An 18,492-nucleotide genomic window follows, 5' to 3' on the forward strand; every position below is an offset into this window, starting at 1 on the left:
GCCTCTCTATTTCTCTTGTCCGAGGATGCTCTGCCTGAGCCGCATCCAGTGAAAAGAGGATATGAGACCCATGACTATCGCCCCCAACCCATATTCCCGGACCCGCAAGCGCCTGTTGGCCGCCGCCGCTTCGCTGGCCATTGCCGGCGGCATCGGTTTCGGCGCCGTTGCCACTGGTACAGCTCCCGTTCTGGCCGACGCCGTGCGGGTCGAAGCGCCCCAGGTGCCGGGCTTTGCCGATGTCGTCGAGCGCGTTTCGCCGGCCGTGGTCAGCGTCAAGGTCAAGGCCAAGATCGAGCCTGCCGCCGATGACGGCTCCGACCAGTCCGACGATCCGGACGGCATGAACAACCTGCCCGACAATCCGCAGCTGCGCCAGTTCTTCAAGCAATTCCGCGGCTTTGGCGATCAGAACGGCCATGACGGCGGCAATCGTCGCTTCAGCCACCGCGACCATAACAACGACCAGCCGCGTCCGGTGGCGCAGGGTTCTGGCTTCTTCATCTCCGATGACGGCTATCTCGTCACCAACAACCATGTCGTCGAGGAAGGCTCCGCCTTCACAGTGGTGATGAATGACGGCAAGGAGCTTGACGCCAAGCTGATCGGCACCGATCCGCGCACCGATCTGGCGGTGCTCAAGGTCGATGGCGTCGGCAAGTTCACCTATGTCGATTTCGCCGACGATTCCAAGGTTCGCGTCGGCGACTGGGTGGTGGCCGTCGGCAATCCGTTCGGCCTCGGCGGCACCGTCACCGCCGGCATCGTCTCGGCCCGTGGCCGTGATATCGGCGCCGGTCCCTATGATGACTTCATCCAGATCGACGCTTCGGTCAACCGCGGCAATTCGGGCGGCCCGACCTTCAACCTCAACGGCCAGGTCGTCGGCATCAACACCGCGATCTTCTCGCCGTCGGGCGGAAGCGTCGGCATCGCCTTCGACATTCCGGCCTCGACCGCCAAGCAGGTGGTGCAGGATCTGATGAAGAGCGGCTCGGTGCAGCGTGGCTGGCTCGGCGTCGAAATCCAGCCGGTTACATCGGACATCGCCGAATCGCTGGGCCTGAAGTCGCAGAACGGGGCTCTGGTTTCGGGCGCCCAGGACGGTGGCCCCGGCAAGAAGGCCGGCATCACCGCCGGTGACGTGATCACCCAGGTCGAAGGCAAGGACGTCGCATCGCCGAAGGAACTGGCTCGTCTGATCGGCGCGTACCCACCCGGCAAGTCGGTCGACGTCACGGTGTGGCGCGACGGCAAGAGCCAGACCATCAAGGTCGATCTCGGCACGTTGCCATCCACTGACAAGCAGGCCTCGGCCGACCCGCAGCAGCCCGCGGCACCGGCAAAGCCCGCCGCGCTGGCCGATCTCGGCCTCACCGTCACCAAGTCGGAAAACGGCAAGGGCCTGGTGGTGACCGATGTCGATCCCGACAGCGATGCCGCCGACCGCGGCATCCAGCCCGGCGATGTCATCACCTCGGTCAATTCGACGGAGGTGAACGGCACCGAAGACGTCGCCAAGGCGATGGCCGATGCGGTCAAGTCCGGCCGCAAGGCGGTGCTGATGCAGATCACCCGCGACGATTCAAACCGCTTCGTCGCGCTGCCAGTCGCCAAAGGCTGACATCACACAGTTTCCAGTGCGGCGGTTTCAACACCCCCGAGCCGCCGCACGGGAAGCAAGGGGCCGAACGCGTTAGTCAGTCATCGTGTTCTGCCCCCGGCGGCAGCGGGCCCCCATCGCCCGCTGCCGCTCTAACATCGAAGCATGTCGCCCAAAAGTGCACGGCGGTTTTTGCAAAACGACATGCTTGAACGAAAGCTTTTGCGCTCATGGCGGCCCCTCAATCTTCCGGCGAAATCGCGTATAACGGCTCTATGAAGATTCTCGTCATAGAAGACGATCGCGAGGCGGCCGACTATATGCAGAAGGCCTTTGCCGAGGCTGGGCACACCGCCCATGTCGCCGGCGACGGCGAAACCGGCTTTGCGCTGGCCGATGCCGGCGACTATGACGTGATGGTCGTCGATCGCATGATGCCACGCCGCGACGGGCTCTCCGTCATTGCCGGCCTGCGCTCGCGCGGCAACACCACGCCGGTGCTGATCCTGTCGGCGCTGGGCGAAGTCGATGACCGCGTCACCGGTCTGCGCGCCGGCGGGGACGACTATCTGACCAAGCCCTATGCATTTTCCGAATTGCTCGCCCGCGTCGAGGTGCTGAACCGCCGCGCCAGCGCCAGGGAGGCCGAAACCGTCTACAGGGTCGGCGATCTCGAGCTTGACCGGCTGTCCCATTCGGTCAAGCGCGCGGCGCGCGAGATCACGCTGCAGCCGCGCGAATTCCGCCTGCTCGAATATCTGATGCGCCATGCCGGCCAGGTGGTGACGCGCACCATGCTGCTCGAAAATGTCTGGGACTATCATTTCGATCCGCAGACCAACGTCATCGACGTTCACGTCTCGCGCCTGCGTGGCAAGATCGAGAAGGGTTTCGACAAGCCGATCCTGCATACGGTTCGCGGCGCCGGCTATATGCTGAAGAGCGGCTAGAGCATGATCCCAAAAAGTAGGTACCGGTTTTTGGAGAAGATCATGCTCCAACAAAGGGGTAGGTCATGATGAGATTTCAGCCAAATCTCATCATGAGCTAGAACTCGATGGCCCTTTCCCTGCCGGCCATCATGAGGACGACGGCGGCGCGGCTTTCAGCGCTTTATTTCCTGCTTTTCGCGCTATGTGCCGTGTTGCTGGTCTTCTACATGACGTCGTTGTCGGCCCGCATGCTGACCGGCCAGACCCAGCAGACCATCAATGACGAGGTGCTCGGCCTCGCCCGTGCCTATCAGAGCGGCGGCCTGCCGCGGCTGGTGCGCGTCGTCGAGCAGCGCTCGCGCCAGCCCGGCGCCAACCTCTATCTCATTGCCGATGTCAACGGCCAGATCCTCACCGGCAACGTGCAGAGCCTGGCACCGGGGGTGCTCGAGACCGATGGCTGGACGACCGAACCCTTCTCCTATCGCCGTTTCGGCGAAGGTGAGCTTGAACGGCAGCGCAACCAGGCTTCTGACCCGAATGGCGCGCAGCCCGGCGAGACCGAAATTCAGTCCGAGGGCGAGAAGGGCCACAACGCCATCGCGCTGGTGCTGCGGCTGCCCAACCAGATGATCATGCTGGTCGGCCGCGATCTCGGCGAGCCCGAGCGCTTCCGCGCCGTCGTCCGCCGCGCCCTGATGCTGGCGCTGGGCATGATGGGCCTGGGCGGGCTGCTGATCTGGTTCCTTGTCGGCCGCGCCGCGCTGAAGCGCATCGACAGCGTCTCGGAGGCAAGCCGCCGCATCATGGGCGGCGATCTCACGGGACGGCTGCCGGTGACCGGCGCCGGCGATGAGTTCGACCGCCTGTCGGAAAACCTCAACACCATGCTGGCCAGGATAGCGACGCTCAACGAAGGGCTGAAGCAGGTCTCCGATAACATCGCCCATGATTTGAAGACGCCGCTGACCAGACTGCGCAACCGCGCCGAGGCGACACTTTCGGGCAAGCACAAGACCACCGACTACCGGCAGGCGCTGGAAGGCACCATCGCCGAATCCGACCAGCTGATAAAAACCTTCAACGCCATCCTGATGATCTCCAGGCTGGAGGCCGGCTATTCCTCGGAGAGCACCAGCAAGGTCGATCTCGCCGCAGCGGTGCATGACGTTGTCGAGCTTTATGAGCCGGTGGCGGAGGAGGCTGGCGTGGTGCTTGAAACTGCCGCGGACGGGATTTTTTCCGTCGATGGCAACCGCGAGCTGATCGGCCAGGCACTGTCGAACATCGTCGACAACGCCATCAAATACTCGACCGATGCGACGGAAAAGCCTGCCGTGCGCGTAGCCCTGCAGCGCGTCGGTCACGAAATCCGCCTTTCCGTTTCCGACAATGGCCATGGCATCCCCGATGACGCCGACCGCGCCAGGGCGACCGAGCGCTTCGTGCGGCTGGAAAAGAGCCGCTCCCAGCCGGGATCAGGCCTTGGTCTCAGCCTCGCCAAGGCGATCATGACTTTTCACAATGGCCGGCTTGAACTTCTGCCTGCCAATCCCGGATTGTCCGTTATCATGAGCTTCCCGGCGCGGGAGGACCATTGATGGCGGTGAGGATGGCTGCGAAACGGATCGAGACCGAATGGCGCCTGCAACTGGCGGCGCAGCTCGCGCCGCTGGATGAGACCCGCGCCCGGCGTGAACTGTCGGAGATCGCTGGCGATGCCAAGGACGAGAACCTGCCGCGTCTGGCGAAATTCCTAGGGGGCAAGGGCGCCGCACAGGAGTTTCTCGCTGCCGTCTTCGATCTCTCGCCCTTCCTCCGCGATGTCGCGCGCCGCCGGCCGCAAATCCTCGACGCGCTGTTCGATGACGGTGTCGAGGCCAGGCTGACCAGCATTGCCGAAGCGATCGGCAAGGCCGCCTTTGCCGAGACCGTTTCCGAATCCAGCCTGATGATGGAACTCAGGCAGTGGAAGGGTGAAGCTCACTTCCTGATCGCACTTGCAGACCTCTCCGGCGAGGCCGATACCGCGCTGACGGTAAGGCGCCTCAGCAATCTCGCCGATGCCTGCACCTGTGCGGCGGTCGACTTCCTGCTGCGCGAGGCGCACAGCCAAGGCAAGCTCAAATTGCCCGATCCCGAAAATCCGTCACGGCAATCCGGCTGGATCGTGCTCGGCATGGGCAAGCTTGGCGCGCATGAACTGAATTTCTCCTCCGACATCGACCTCGTCGTCTTCTTCGATCCGGATGCGCCGGCGATCGTCGATCCGCTCGAGGCCACAGAGCTGTTTGCGCGCCTGACCCGCAGGCTGGTCCGCATCCTGCAGGACCGCACCGGGCACGGCTATGTCTTCCGCACCGATTTGAGGCTTCGTCCCGATCCAGGCTCGACGCCGCTGGCGATCCCGGTCGAGGCAGCACTTCGCTACTATGAGGCGCGCGGCCAGAACTGGGAGCGCGCCGCCATGATCAAGGCGCGTCCCGTGGCCGGCGATCTCGATGCCGGGGACGCGTTCCTGCGGGAATTGCAGCCCTATGTCTGGCGCAAATACATGGACTATGCGGCGATCGCCGACGTTCATTCGATCAAGCGCCAGATCCATGCCCACAAGGGTCATGGCGAGATCGCGGTCAAAGGACACAACGTCAAGCTCGGCCGCGGCGGCATTCGCGAAATCGAGTTCTTCGTCCAGACCCAGCAACTGATCGCCGGCGGCCGTTTTCCGGAGCTGCGCGGCCGCGAGACGGTGCCGATGCTGGGTGCGCTGGCGGCGCGCAACTGGATCACCGCCGATGCACGCGACGCGCTCACGCAGCAATATTGGTTTCTGCGCCGCGTCGAACACGCCATCCAGATGGTCGCCGACGAGCAGACGCATATTCTGCCCGACGATGATGAAGGGCTGGAACGCATCGCCCATATGCTGGGCTTTGCCGATGCCGCCAGATTTGCCGAAACCTTTCGCGCGGCTTTGCATGAGGTCGAGCGCCATTACGCCGCGCTGTTCGAGACCGCGCCTGAATTGTCGGCCGGCGTCGGCAATCTGGTCTTCACCGGCGATGTCGACGATCCCGACACGCTGCAGACCTTGCACGGCCTTGGCTTCCAGCGGCCAAGCGACATCTGCCGCGTGATTCGAGGCTGGCATTTCGGCCGCTACCGCGTCACCCAGTCTGCGGAAGCGCGCGAGCGGCTGACCGAACTGACGCCGGCGCTGCTCAAAGCCTTCGGCCAGACGCGCCGGGCCGACGAGGCGCTGGTTCGCTTCGACGAATTCCTCGCCGGCCTGCCCGCCGGCATCCAGCTGTTTTCGCTGCTGCAGTCGAATCCCGCCCTGCTGAAACTAATGGCGACGATCATGGGCGCCGCGCCTCGGCTGGCGGCAATCATCACAAGGCGCCCGCATGTCTTCGACGGTCTGCTCGACCCGGCGCTGCTCGCCGAACTGCCCAACCGCGCCTATCTCTCAGCGCGGTTGGCCGCTTTCATCGAAGGCGACCGGGCTTATGAGGACGTGCTCGACCGTTTGCGCATCTTTGCCTCCGAGCAGAAATTCCTGATCGGTGTCAGGCTGCTCGCCGGCTCGATCGACCCGGCGCGCGCCGGCCGCGCCTTTTCCGATCTCGCCGACCTCACCATCGACGCCGCATTGCAGGCGGTGACCACCGAAGTCGCGCTGCGTCATGGCCGCATCGCCGGCGGCACCGTGTCGCTGCTCGGCATGGGCAAACTCGGCAGCCGCGAGCTCACCGCCGGCTCCGATGTCGACCTCATTCTGCTCTACGACCACGACGCGAATGCCGACGAGTCCGACGGCGACAAGCCGCTCGCACCATCGCACTACTATACCAGGATGACGCAGCGGCTGATCGCGGCTGTCTCGGCGCCGACCGCCGAAGGCGTTCTCTACGAGCTCGACCTGCGCTTGCGGCCATCCGGCAACAAGGGGCCGGTGGCCACCCACATCGATGCCTTCAAGAAATACCAGCGCCAGGAGGCCTGGACCTGGGAGCACATGGCGCTGGCCCGGGCGCGCGCCATCGGCGGCGACGCGGCCCTTTGCGCCGAGGTCGAGGCCGAGGTGGCGGCACTTCTGGCCTTGCCGCGCGACGCCGCCAAGGTGAGGGCGGAGGCATCCGAGATGCGCGCGCTGATCGAGAAGGAAAAATCGCCGCGCGATCTCTGGGACATCAAGCTCATCTCCGGCGGCCTCATCGACCTCGAATTCATCGCGCAGGTGGCGGTTATAACCGGGCAGGTCAAAGCCGGCCGCAGGGTGACCGCGACCGGCGAAATTCTGGCGCATCTGTCGCCGGATTTCGCCGAGGCTGACGTCAGGCAGCAGCTTTGCGAAGCCTACCAGCTCTATCTGGCGCTGACCCAGATGACGCGGCTTTGCCTCACCGGCGCATTCGAACGCGATGACGTTCCGCCGGGACTGTCGGATCTGCTTCTGGCGGTGACTGACCTGCCGGATTTCGGTGTGCTGGAAGCACACCTCAAGGAGACGTCGCAAAAGGTCAGAAAGGATTTCGACCTTTTGCTTCGTACGAAACGGTTGTGAGGGCGTGAAGCGCTGGCGGCTGTTTCGGATCGCATCGGGGGTGACGATGCAACAGGAGAATACCCATGAGAAAGACAACCGGACTTGCCCTTGCCTTCGTCGCGCTTGCCGGCGCCGTTGGCACCACCGCCTATGCCGAGAACAATGCCAGCGCCAGAATGCGCGAGGGCGCGATGATGCGCCTCGACAAGGCGATGAAGGATTCCAACGGCACCATCAGCTTCGACCAGTTTTCCGACGCCATGAACGCGCGGCTGAAGAAGCTGGTCGCCGACAATGGCGGCAAGCTGACCGTTGCCCAGCTCGCCGACGCGCTGGAAAAGGCGCGGTTCGAGGAAATGGCCAAGCGCATCGTCGCCCGCTACGACACCAAGGGCGACGGCACGCTGACCACGGACGACATCACCGGGCGTGAGAAGAAGGTGTTCGCCATGCTCGACCGCAACAATGACGGCAAGATCGAGCGCAACGAACTACCAAAGAACGGCCGCATGGGCCGCCACCACCAATGGGACGGCGGCGACGACAGCATGGAGTGAATGGCGATATGTCTCCGGCGGCGAAAGCCGCCGGAGCCCTTACATGACCGCGCCTACCCAGTCCTTGAACGCAGCGGAGAGCACCGCTCGCATTGGCGGGCCGTCAGGCCGCCGCCTTCACCGCCGGTTGCGCCTTCTTCACCGGGATGCGCACCGACACGATCGTGCCGACGCCTTCGGTCGAGCGGATTTTCAGCGCTCCTCCTTGCAACTCGGCCAGCGAGCGCGAGATGGCAAGGCCGAGGCCGGAACCGGCGTGGTTCTTCGAAAACTGGTTCTGCACCTGTTCGAAGGGGCGGCCAAGCTTGCTCAGTGCCTCCTTCGGAATGCCGCAGCCATTGTCCTCGATGGTCAGCACCAGCGCGCCTGACGTGTTGCGGGCGCGCACCGAGATATGGCCGCCCTGGCCGGTGAACTTCACCGCATTCGACAGAAGGTTGATGGCGATCTGCTTGATCGCCCGGCGGTCGGCGAACAGCGTCATCGTATCGGCGATGCGGGTTTCGACCGTGATCGATTTCTCCGCCGCCTGCAGCGAGATTACCCGCACCGTCTCGCGGATCAGCGGGCAGAGATCGATTTCCTCGCGGTCCATCGAGAACTGGCCGGCCTCGATCTTCGACATGTCGAGTATGTCGTTGATGACGCCCAGCAGATATTTGCCGCTGCCGTTGATGTCGTTGGCATATTCCTCGTAGCGCGGCGAACCGAGCGGCCCGAACAGGCCTTGTTCCATCAGTTCGGAGAACCCGATGATGGCGTTGAGCGGCGTGCGCAGCTCGTGCGACATGTTGGCCAGGAATTCGGATTTGGCCCGATTGGCGGCCTCGGCGCGCTCGGTTTCCTTCATATATTCGCGGTTGAGCTCGACCAGTTCCTTGGCGCGCTCTTCCTCGGCCCGGCGGGCGAGGCTGAGGTCGTGGATGGTCGCCATCAGCCGGCGCTCGCTGTCGACCAGCTTTTCCTGGTGCAGCTTGATCTGGGTGATGTCGGAGCCGACGGAGACCGTGCCGCCGTCCCGGGTCCTCAGTTCGTTGACCTGCAGCCAGCGGCCGTCGGAGAGCTGCCGCTCGAAGGTTGCGCCCCCTTGCGGCCCGTTGGTGTTGGCCAGCCGCCGTTCAGAGGCGAAGGCCAGCATGCGCTCTTCAAGCACGGCGCGCGCAGCGCCCGGCATGACGTCGCGGTCTGACAGGCCGTTGTCCTTCTGGTATTTGGAATTGCACATGATCAGGCGCTGGGCGGCATCCCACAGCACGAAGGATTCGTTGATGTTTTCGATCGCGGTCCGCAGGCGCAGGTCGGCCGCCTCCGAGCGCAGCGCCAGATGCCGCTGCTCGGTGACGTCGACGGCAATGCCGATCAGCTGGATCTCAGGCGCTTCCGGGTCGATCACCTGGGCCCTGGCGCGCATCCACACCCACTGGCCCTCGGCGTGACGCATCCGGAACACCTGGTCGATATGGTCGATCTCGCGCTCGACGATTTTGTTGGCGAGCTCGAACAGGTCGCCGTCTTCGGGGTGGATGATGTCGTCGACCTCGCCGAACGACAGCATCGAGTTGCAGGGCTCGTAGCCCAGCATGTCGTACATCGAGCGCGACCAGTACATCTTGCCGCGCACCATGTCCCAGTCCCACAGGCCGCAGCGACCGCGCACCAGCGCCATGTCGATGCGCTGATGGGCTTCGAGATAGATGCGGTCGGCTGTCTGGGCGCGCGATGCCTGGCCGAAATAGGCGTAGAGGATGATGATCAGCACGCCGGCTGTCAGCACAAACAGCGTGACGTTGAGCGAGACGGTCTTGCGCCAGTTGTCGAACACTGCTTCCTGCGGCACCAGCACGGCGGCGGCGTTCTTGCGGTCCCGGGTCAGGCTCACCGCCGCGTACCAGTCCTGGCCGCCGATGCTGACATCCATGACCCCGGCGCGGTCGCCGAACATGAACAGCGGCTGGCCGTCCAGCACCAGGCTGTCCAGCGATCGACCTTGCCAGCCGGTCGACAGCGGCGAGACGGCAATGATCTTGAAGGCGCTGTCGGTGATCACAAGCACATGGCTTCTGCCCATGGCGCCCTGGCGGCTCGTGCTTTCCAGAAGATCAATTGCACCGCTGGATGCCGCGGTCGGGTCGGCCGAGATTGCGTTCGCCATCTGGCCGGCGGCGAGACCCAGCACCGCCTTGCCGTCGCGCTCGGCCTCGTCGCGCTCGTTCATCAGCGACAGCACGCGCAGTGCGGCGATGACGATCAGGAAGATGATGATGAGAGCCGGTATCGAACGGCGCAGAAGGGGTTCGGCAGCCAGGAGCCGCCGGTAGGCTGGTTCAGCGATGAGCCGCGTATTGCCGGCGAGGCCGTCGCCTCGCGCCTTGCGCCGCTCAAAAGCCGTCCCTTCGGGCGCGCCCCACGCGTCCGCCTTGGCCATAAATGGCACTCCCCGAATTTCCGTACGCTTGACGATCCGGCAACACCGCACATCCGAATCGTCTGTAAAGAATCAAAGGTGATTCGCCTTGTCCAGAGGCGCGGCCGAAAAACATTAAAAATTGATTGAAATAACGCTGAAATCCCTCCCTTGAGGGCATAGGCGCTAAGATAGCTTTGGCATGGACTGAAACTTGCGCTTTCGTGGTGGTTCGCGCCAGCGATATCGCAAGGCATGGAGATTTTGGCGCAGGGCCGCCAAGGAAGGTTGAGTAAAGATGGTCGCGATCAGAGAGGCGACGATCTGGCGGGTGGCGCGCCACAGCAGCGGGCGCCCGTCGCTCAAGGGGGAGAGACACCCAACTCCTGCGAGAGGGGTTCGGTCACGAGCGCGATGAGGAAGTGTGCAAGGATCCAAGGCCTTGCGATCCTTGGGTCTTTGGCGGGAGGAGAGCGCAGCCCGATCAGGCTCTTCAGGCGCTTGAAGGCGAGTTCGATGCGCCAGCGCATGCGGTAGAGCTTGAGGACCGTATCGGCGGGAAACTCCTCCCGGTCAAGCGAGGTCACAAGCAGGACGAAGCCGGCCGCAATCAGCGTCTGCGGTTGAACCTTGTTGCCCTTGGCCCTGGCTTCCTTGTTGATTTTGCGCCGCGCTTCTTGTGCCGCGGCCTCGGATTTGCGCAAGGCGATCAGGCGCATCTTCACAGGCTCGCCCTTCTTGAGTGCCAGCCGGGCAGGCGTTTCGCAGACTTCCTCCCGGCAGCTCTCCAGGTAGCCGATGAGATCGAACGCCCTGCCGTTGGCGTCGAGCCATCGCGCGTTTTTCCACGACGCGCGCACAACAACATCGCCGCCTTGCGCCATCACCTTGGCGATCCGCTCGGCCTGCAGATAGGCGCGGTCACCGATGCGGATCTCGCCCGCCACCACCGGCACGCGGTCGATCAGCTCGGCCTCGCTCTGGTCGGTGATCTCGATGAAGTCGAACTGCTCGCGCTCAAGCTCAAAGGCGCAGTGCATGCGCCAAAGACCATTGTTCTTCTTCTCATACGCACCGGCCTTGGCAACCGCTGTCGCATCGAGGATGCGGATCAGTCGGCCTTTGGCCAAACCTGCATCCTCGCGCTTCAAAAGGTGCCCAATCAACTGCTGCAGCCATGGTCCTGCATTGCGCAGCCGGCCAAGCAACGCCACGTCCGAAATGTCGGCTATCCCGCTCGCCGCCGCCCAGGCCACGACGCCCCGCATGCCAACCTTGCCAAGGCAGTAAGCCAGTGTCAGGCGCAACAGGTCGCTCGCCGACCTGACGCCGCGCGGGCGCAGGAACGCCTTCGTCTCGCGGGCACTTGCTGCGATCAACTCTTCGCCGCCCAGAAGCTCAATCGTCTCGGCCCAGCCGTCATCAACAAGCGATTCGTGTGTCATCGCAGTGTAGAATCACACCCGATTCCGCAGGGCAATACCTATCTTAGCGCCTATGCCCTTGAGGGGAGGGTGGCCCGAAGGGCCGGGTGGGGTCCTCGGCGAAGCGCTCGACTCTCTCAATCACGGTCGAAGTTGGTCGAGGTCGCGCACTGCCGCAACGACCCCACCCGTCCATCCGCCTTCGGCGGCTGTCCACCGTCCCCTCAAGGGGGAGGGATCAGGCCAGCGTTCGCTCCACAATGTCCCGCAAATCCGCCGACAGGTTCTCGGCACCGGCGATGGCCAGCAGCGCTTCCCTGGCCTTGGCTTGCCTGCCCGGCTCCAGCGAGCGCCACGAGCGCAGCGCTGTCGCCAGCCTGGCCGCCACTTGCGGATTGCGTTTTTCAACCTCGAGTACGGTCTGGGTAAAAAACCGGTAGCCTTCGCCATCGGCGCGGTGGAAGCCGGTCTGGTTGGCGCTGGCGAATGTGCCGACCAGCGAGCGCACCCGGTTCGGATTGGCCATCGAGAAAGCTGCGTGACCAGTCAGCTCGCGTACCGTGTCGACTGTCCGGCGTCCCGGCACGCTGGCCTGGATCTGGAACCATTTGTCCATGACCAGCGGATCGGCGCCATAACGCGCCTCGAAATCGGCCAGCGCCTTGATCGCCTCCGGCGAACCGTCATGGCGGTGCGCAAGGACGGTCAGCGCTGCGGCGCGGTCGGTCATGTTGGTCGCGGTTTCGAAATGCCGGGCGGCGAGCGCAGCACCTTTCGGCAGCAGCGAGAGGTAGTCGAGCAGGATGTTGCGCAGCGCGCGGCGTCCCGCACTTGCCGCGTCGGGGCTGAACGGCCCGTCGCCGGCGAGGCGGCCGTATAGGTCGGTGAACGTTTGCTGATTGGCGCGCGCGATTGCCAGCGCCAACGCCTCGCGAGCGGCAAAGATGGCGTCGGGATCGATGTTCGTGCCGATGTCGCGGGCAATGTCGGCCTCGCCCGGAAGTGACAGCGCCAGCGCCCGGTAGGCAGGTTCCAGGGTCTCGTCGCCGGCGATCTTGCCGGCAAGTCCGGTCAGCCTGGCGGTGAAAGCCGGCTTCGCGCCGCCGAGGATCTGGCGGAAGGCCGCTATCAGCGCATCGGTGAGCAGCGTGTTGAACGCCTGCCAGCGCGCGAAGGCATCGCTGTCATGGCCGGCGAGGAAGAACTGGTCGTCGGCCTTCTGCTCGACCGAAAGTGTGATCGGCGCCGAAAAGCCGCGATTGAGCGACACCGCCGGCCGCTCGGCGACGCCTGAGAAGCGCACCATATGTCGGCGCTTGCGGATATGGATGACACCGTCTTCGACGGTGGCGCCTTCGACGCCGCCATAGGCGACCGGTTCGCCGCCGGCGCCGACCAAGCCGAAGGCGAGCGGAATGTGCATCAGGCGCTTGCGGCTCTCCGACGGTGTCGGCGGCACCGACTGCTCGATCTCGAGGGTAAACTCGCGCGTCGCCGGATTGTGCGTCGAACTGACGGTCAGGTTCGGGGTGCCCGCCTGGTGATACCAGAGCGCGAACTGAGACAGGTCGCGCCCGGAGGCGTCCTCGAACACCTTCAGGAAGTCCTCGATCGTCGCGGCCTCGCCATCATGGCGCTCGAAATAGAGGTCCATGCCGGCGCGGAAAGCCTCGGCCCCGAGAATCGTGCGGATCATGCGCACGACTTCCGAGCCTTTTTCGTAGACCGTCGCCGTGTAGAAATTGTTGATCTCGCGGTAGCGGCGCGGCCGTACCGGATGCGCCAGCGGTCCCTGGTCCTCGGGGAACTGGTGCGCCCTAAGCGTGCGCACTTCGGCGATGCGCTTGACCGCACGCGAGCGCTGGTCGGCGGAGAATTCATGGTCGCGAAAGACCGTCAGCCCTTCCTTAAGGCAGAGTTGGAACCAGTCGCGGCAGGTGATCCTGTTGCCGGTCCAGTTGTGGAAATACTCATGCGCGATGATCGCCTCGATATTGGCGAAATCGGCATCGGTGGCGGTTTCCCGGTCGGCCAGCACATACTTGTCGTTGAAGATATTGAGGCCCTTGTTCTCCATGGCCCCCATGTTGAAGTCGGAAACGGCGACGATGTTGAAGACGTCGAGGTCGTATTCGCGGCCGAAGGCCTGCTCGTCCCATTGCATCGAGCGCTTCAGCGCGTCCATGGCGTAGCCGGCAAGCCCCTCCTTGCCTGGCTCGACATAGATGCCGAGTTCGACCTCGCGCCCGGACATGGTGACGAAACTGTCCGCAACCTTGCCGAGATTGCCGGCCACGAGCGCAAACAGATAGGACGGCTTGGGGAAGGGGTCGTCCCAGACTGCAAAGTGCCAGCCGTCGGCAAGCGCGCCGCTTTCGACCGGATTGCCGTTGGAAAGCAACAGCGGCGCTTCGTCCAACCTTGCCTCGATACGCACGGTATAGACCGACAGGATGTCGGGGCGGTCGAGGAAATAGGTGATGCGGCGAAAGCCCTCGGCCTCGCATTGCGTGCAATAGACATTGCTGGAGCGGTAGAGGCCCATCAGCGCCTCATTGCTGGCCGGCGCGATCTCGGTCTCGAGCAGCAGCTGGAAACGGGCCGGCGGCCTCAAAATGGTCAGCTGGTCCGGCGTGGCGAGATACTCGGCCGGGGCAAGCTCGCGACCGTCGATGGCAATGCGCTTGAGCACCAGCCCGTCGCCGTCCAGCACCAGCGACGTCGAGACGGCGGCGCCATCGCGGCGTTCGATCGTCAGCACTGCGGTGACACGCGTTGCGTCTGGCGAAAGGCGGAAGGTGAGGCCGGTTTGCGGGATGGAAAAGTCGTTGGGGCGGTAGTCTTCGAGCTTGAAGACCTGGCCGGTATCGGTTCGCATTCCCTTGGGTTTCCCTGTCGCTATCGGAGCCGCTGACGTGTCCTGGCCCATTAAATCTAAAGTTGCGCGCTCTTTACACGAAACGGTCACTCGACAAAACTGCGCCAATGCCTATTTCGGGGCGTTCCCCTTCCGCCATTATCGTGAGGCCTTGATGACCGTCGTCACATCGAAGTTCGGCATGGGCGCCTGTTTACCGCGTCGTTCGACGCGCATCTCAGCGGAGATCCGGGAAGCAACAAAACAGTGAAAGCCGGGCCTGGAGACGAAGCGGGCGGGAAACTGTCCGATCATCCCGGCGCGCATCGGCCCAAAAATCAATGTCGATTTTTGGAAAGCACGATGCGCAGATTTAAAGTGTCAGAGCGTCCTTTACGCGTCGAAGACGACGCGCGGCGCTCTAATGTTCTCACCGGGATCATGCTCAAGGTCATGTCGGTGGCGGTCTTTGTCGGCATGCAAACCTGCATCAAGGCCGCCGGCACTTTGCCGGCCGGCCAGATCGTCTTCTTCCGCTCCTTCTTCGCCATCTTCCCGATCATCGTCTTCCTGGCCTTCACGAGAAAACTGGGCACGGCGTTTGCCACCAAACGCCCGCTGAACCACATCGCACGTGGTGTCGTCGGCGTCTGCGCCATGGGGCTCGGCTTCTTTGCGCTGACCCGGCTGCCGCTGCCGGAAGCGATCACGCTGAACTATGCCCAGCCTTTGCTGGTGGTGGTGTTCTCCTCGCTATTCCTCGGCGAAGCCATTCGCGTCTATCGCTGGAGCGCGGTTGCGGTCGGTCTGGTCGGCGTGCTGATCATCTCCTGGCCGGAGCTGACGCTGCTCACGTCGGGCGTCGCGCTCGGCGACCAGGAGGTGCTGGGCGTCATCGCTGCTCTTGTTTCTGCAGCAATCTCCGCCAATGCCATCCTGCTCGTGCGCAATCTTGTCCAGACTGAACGAACAGCGACCATCGTGTTGTGGTTCTCGGCGACGGCGAGTGTCATGGCGCTGCTTACGCTGCCCTTCGGCTGGCAGGCGCTGACGCCGCTGCAGGCCGGTCTGCTGGTCGCAGCAGGGTTCTGTGGCGGGCTGGCGCAGATTTTGATGACGGCGGCGTACCGCCATGCCGAAGCTTCGGTGGTGGCGCCGTTCGAATACACCTCGATGATCCTCGGCGTCGTCGTCGGCTATTTCGCCTTTGGCGATATCGCCACCATCAACACGCTCGTCGGCGGTGTGATCGTCGTTGCCGCCGGCATGTTCATCATCTGGCGCGAGCGCCAACTCGGCCTGGAACGCACCCGAACGCGCAAGGCAGCGCCACCACAGGGGTGAGGAGGTCCGCGGGGTTGCTCAGCTGGCTTCCGCACGTTCCTTCGCCAGCCGCACCAGCACCGCTCGCGTCTGCTCGTCGGCCGGGAAGAAAGACTCGATCGCCAGTTCCGACAGCGTCACGTCAAGCGGCGTGCCGAAGACGGTGATGGTGCTGATGAAGGACAGCACCTGGTCGCCATGCGCCAGCCGCAGCGGATGGACGATGCCGTTGGGCTCGACCGGCACCGGCCGCGCACCCTTGAGCCCGGACGGATAGGTTCGCAATTCGCGCTCCAGCTCGACCAGGACGGGATCGCCGGCGGCATCGTTCTGGTGTTTCAGCCGCTCCAGCAGATGCGCCCGCCATTCCGCGAGATTGACGATGCGCGGTGCGATGCCGTTCGGGTGCAGGCTGAGGCGCAGCACATTGACCGGCGGCTGGAGCAGCGACGGCTCGGCAACATCGGCCAGAAACGGGCCGATGGCGGCATTGGCGGAAATCAGGTTCCAGTGCCGGTCGACGGCGAGGGCGGGGAACGGCTCATGCCCTTTGAGCACGCTCTCGACCGCGGCAAGCGCCGGCGCCAGCGTCGTATCTGTGAGTGGCCGCTCGCTGAAGCTCGGGGCAAAGCCGGCAGCCAGCAACAGCTGATTACGCTGCCGCAGCGGAATCTCAAGCTGCTCGGCCAGATGCAGCACCATCTCGCGCGAGGGCGCGGTGCGGCCGCTTTCGACGAAGGAGAGATGACGCTGGGAAATCTCAGCCTCCATTGCGAGATCAAGCTGGCTCATGCGCCGGCGCGTGCGCCATTCGCGGATCAGGCTGCCGGCGGAGGTTTGGGCTGTTGTCATGGGGGATGAGTAGGCCGGGGAGAGGCGTATTTCAATTACCTGGGAGGTCATTGGCGCGGTTCTCCCTTCTCCCCCTGTGGGAGAAGGTGGCCGAGCGAAGCTCGGTCGGATGAGGGGTGTTCCAGGGAACGCCAACGTCTCACTCCGCTGGAACACCCCTCATCCGTCTCGGCGCTGCGCGCCGATCCACCTTCCCCCACAAGGGTGGAAGGAAGAGGCGCGCTTCACCCCACCTCCCGCAACTTCGCCTTCACCTCGAGAAAATCCCGCCAGGCCAGCTTCTTGTGCGCAGGGGTCCGCAAGAGATAGGCCGGATGCAGCGTCGGCATCGCCGGAATGGCGACACCGGAAGCCGTGGTGTGGACGCGCCAATTGCCGCGCAGGCGCAGGATGCCCTCGGTCGTGTTGAGCAAGGTTTTGGCTGATGGGCCACCGAGATTGACCAGCACCTTCGGATTGACCAGCTCTATCTGCCGCTCGATGAAGGGACGGCAGATTTCGGTCTCGTGCGGCGTCGGCGTGCGGTTGCCGGGTGGCCGCCAGGGAATGACGTTGGCGATATAGACCGAAGTCCGGTCAAGCCCGATCGCAGCCAGCATGCGGTCGAGCAGCCGGCCCGAGCGGCCGACGAAGGGCAGGCCCTCAATATCCTCGTCGCGGCCGGGCGCCTCGCCGACCAACATCACCAAACCTTCCGGATTGCCGTCGGCAAAGACCAGGTTCTTGGCGGTGAATTTGAGGTTGCAGCCATCGAACGACGCCATGTGCTGGCGCAGTTCGTCGAGCGTCGAGGCACTTGCCGCCATTTGCCGGGCCAGGGCCGCCTGTGCCTCGTCGGGCACCGTCGCCATGGCCGGAACGGAACGCGCCGGCGCGTCCGGCACCCGGCTTGCGTCCAGCCCGGGGCTGGCGGCGGCTTGTTCCGGAAACTTGTTTTCGCGAGGCGGCGCGGCAGGCGCCGTTGTGCGCTCGGGGCGCTTCGGTGCTGCCCCGGCAAACCGGTTCACCGGCGCGTCCTCCAACGCTTCGTCGACACCGGCAGAGGCGTAGAAGGCGAGCAACTCGGCCAGGTCGGATCGGTTGTTGGGGGAGGCGGCAGTCATGCCGGGCACATTCGTCCGCCGAGAGACGATTTGCAAGGTTGGGCGGTTAGTAATCTCCCCCTTAAGGAGGGAGATTACGCGCTCGTCGGCTTTCGCCAATCACGAAGGGCATTTCGTGGCGATTTTCACGGCGTCTGCCGCTTACCCCGTCGGTATCCGCGGATCCTGCACCAGATAGAACGTCCAGCGCGGCGTGTAGTCGGTGATCAGAAACTCGAAGCGTCCCCTCTTCAGCGGGTCGATCTGTCCACTCTTGAACAAGAGCCGGTCATAGGGTTCGAAATCGCGGTCGAAATCGGCGTACGCGCTCGACAGGATGTTGTCGGGCGTCTTGTTGCGCTGGTCGAAGGACAGGCCGTCGCCGAACACGCTCGGCTGGTTGAGTATCTCCTGCAGCTCGAACTGGAATTCGACCCAGGCCTGGCCGCTGTTGTTGAGCACCTCGATACGCATGTACAGGATGCCGTTGGCGAATTCGCCGTTGGTGCTGAACGGCTGGATCGGTTTGGTGGTGCGGATGGTGAGCGTCACCGGCGTCGACGAATTCAGCTCCTCGGAGATGACCAACGGATCTTCCTTGGTGCCGGTGCCCGAGGCGCCGGTGATGTGGAAACCGCCAAGCTCGTCGGAAAAGGAATAGGCGCCGGTCGCCCACACCTTCACCGGCTCGGCCTGAGCGCGAACCGGCGTAAGCATTGAAAGGGCGAGAAGGATCGCTCGGCACGTCCGGCCGGGCGGAAGGGGGAAGCGCGTCAATGAATAGCCGGACGGCGTGCGCATGGAAATAAGTATGGCCGATAAGAGAGCCGTCGAACAATTAAAATATGGGACGCTGAGCGCGGCCGCGCGCAAAACGCTTGCGGCAGAGTTGTCATCCGCGACTTTTTG

General features: G+C 64.0%; 13 protein-coding genes. 7 read left to right on the plus strand and 6 right to left on the minus strand.

All coding sequences use genetic code 11. The features are described 5' to 3' along the window. Positions 1 to 70: 70 nt before the first annotated feature. The 5 genes from ACYG9Z_RS21990 to ACYG9Z_RS22010 all read left to right on the plus strand — a co-directional run bounded on the left by ACYG9Z_RS21990 (position 71) and on the right by ACYG9Z_RS22010 (position 7,641). A complete protein-coding gene (locus ACYG9Z_RS21990) occupies positions 71 to 1,624 on the plus strand; it encodes a Do family serine endopeptidase (RefSeq protein ID WP_023752740.1) in 1,554 nt (517 codons plus the stop codon). Positions 1,625 to 1,878: 254 nt separating this feature from the next. Then, entirely contained in the window at positions 1,879 to 2,553 is a 675-nt protein-coding gene (locus ACYG9Z_RS21995; protein ID WP_023670185.1) for a response regulator transcription factor, read from the plus strand. A gap of 107 nt (positions 2,554 to 2,660) precedes the next feature. Next, positions 2,661 to 4,136 (plus strand): sensor histidine kinase, encoded by a 1,476-nt coding sequence (locus ACYG9Z_RS22000; RefSeq protein ID WP_023752739.1) that lies wholly within the window; start codon positions 2,661 to 2,663, stop codon positions 4,134 to 4,136. After that, positions 4,136 to 7,102, plus strand: a complete 2,967-nt coding sequence (locus tag ACYG9Z_RS22005; protein ID WP_031244204.1) for a bifunctional [glutamine synthetase] adenylyltransferase/[glutamine synthetase]-adenylyl-L-tyrosine phosphorylase — start codon at positions 4,136 to 4,138, stop codon at positions 7,100 to 7,102. The genes ACYG9Z_RS22000 and ACYG9Z_RS22005 overlap by 1 nt, the downstream gene beginning before the upstream one ends. A gap of 65 nt (positions 7,103 to 7,167) precedes the next feature. Next, on the plus strand, positions 7,168 to 7,641 hold the full coding sequence (locus ACYG9Z_RS22010; RefSeq protein ID WP_023705425.1) for an EF-hand domain-containing protein: 474 nt from the start codon (positions 7,168 to 7,170) through the stop codon (positions 7,639 to 7,641). Positions 7,642 to 7,744: 103 nt separating this feature from the next. On the opposite strand, the gene ACYG9Z_RS22015 is transcribed toward ACYG9Z_RS22010, so the two are convergent. From ACYG9Z_RS22015 to pepN, 3 genes are all read right to left on the minus strand, one after another. Continuing rightward, positions 7,745 to 10,066 (minus strand): PAS domain-containing sensor histidine kinase, encoded by a 2,322-nt coding sequence (locus tag ACYG9Z_RS22015; protein WP_023752737.1) that lies wholly within the window; start codon positions 10,064 to 10,066, stop codon positions 7,745 to 7,747. Between the two features lie 341 nt (positions 10,067 to 10,407). Continuing rightward, positions 10,408 to 11,490, minus strand: coding sequence for a transposase (locus tag ACYG9Z_RS22020; RefSeq protein WP_023752993.1), 1,083 nt, complete (start codon positions 11,488 to 11,490; stop codon positions 10,408 to 10,410). 217 nt (positions 11,491 to 11,707) lie between these two features. Further along, on the minus strand, positions 11,708 to 14,347 hold the full coding sequence (pepN, locus tag ACYG9Z_RS22025) for an aminopeptidase N (protein ID WP_023732017.1): 2,640 nt from the start codon (positions 14,345 to 14,347) through the stop codon (positions 11,708 to 11,710). A 37-nt stretch (positions 14,348 to 14,384) separates the two neighbouring features. Between pepN and ACYG9Z_RS22030 the strand changes: the two genes are divergently transcribed. Both ACYG9Z_RS22030 and ACYG9Z_RS22035 read left to right on the plus strand, forming a co-directional pair. Next, the gene (locus ACYG9Z_RS22030; RefSeq protein ID WP_155921555.1) at positions 14,385 to 14,597 is read left to right on the plus strand and encodes a hypothetical protein; all 213 of its coding nucleotides are present in this window, start codon (positions 14,385 to 14,387) and stop codon (positions 14,595 to 14,597) included. 170 nt (positions 14,598 to 14,767) lie between these two features. Beyond that, positions 14,768 to 15,670, plus strand: coding sequence for a DMT family transporter (locus tag ACYG9Z_RS22035; protein WP_023698591.1), 903 nt, complete (start codon positions 14,768 to 14,770; stop codon positions 15,668 to 15,670). Positions 15,671 to 15,688: 18 nt separating this feature from the next. Here the strand turns inward: ACYG9Z_RS22035 and ACYG9Z_RS22040 are convergent, their stop codons facing one another. From ACYG9Z_RS22040 to ACYG9Z_RS22050, 3 genes are all read right to left on the minus strand, one after another. Then, complete coding sequence (locus ACYG9Z_RS22040; protein WP_023698592.1) at positions 15,689 to 16,501, minus strand: helix-turn-helix domain-containing protein; 813 nt, start codon at positions 16,499 to 16,501, stop codon at positions 15,689 to 15,691. 224 nt (positions 16,502 to 16,725) lie between these two features. Next, the gene (locus tag ACYG9Z_RS22045; RefSeq protein ID WP_023684518.1) at positions 16,726 to 17,604 is read right to left on the minus strand and encodes a uracil-DNA glycosylase; all 879 of its coding nucleotides are present in this window, start codon (positions 17,602 to 17,604) and stop codon (positions 16,726 to 16,728) included. Positions 17,605 to 17,745: 141 nt separating this feature from the next. Beyond that, complete coding sequence (locus ACYG9Z_RS22050) at positions 17,746 to 18,300, minus strand: hypothetical protein (protein ID WP_023698594.1); 555 nt, start codon at positions 18,298 to 18,300, stop codon at positions 17,746 to 17,748. Positions 18,301 to 18,492 lie beyond the last annotated feature (192 nt).

The sequence above is a fragment of the Mesorhizobium sp. RSR380A genome, assembly GCF_054719385.1.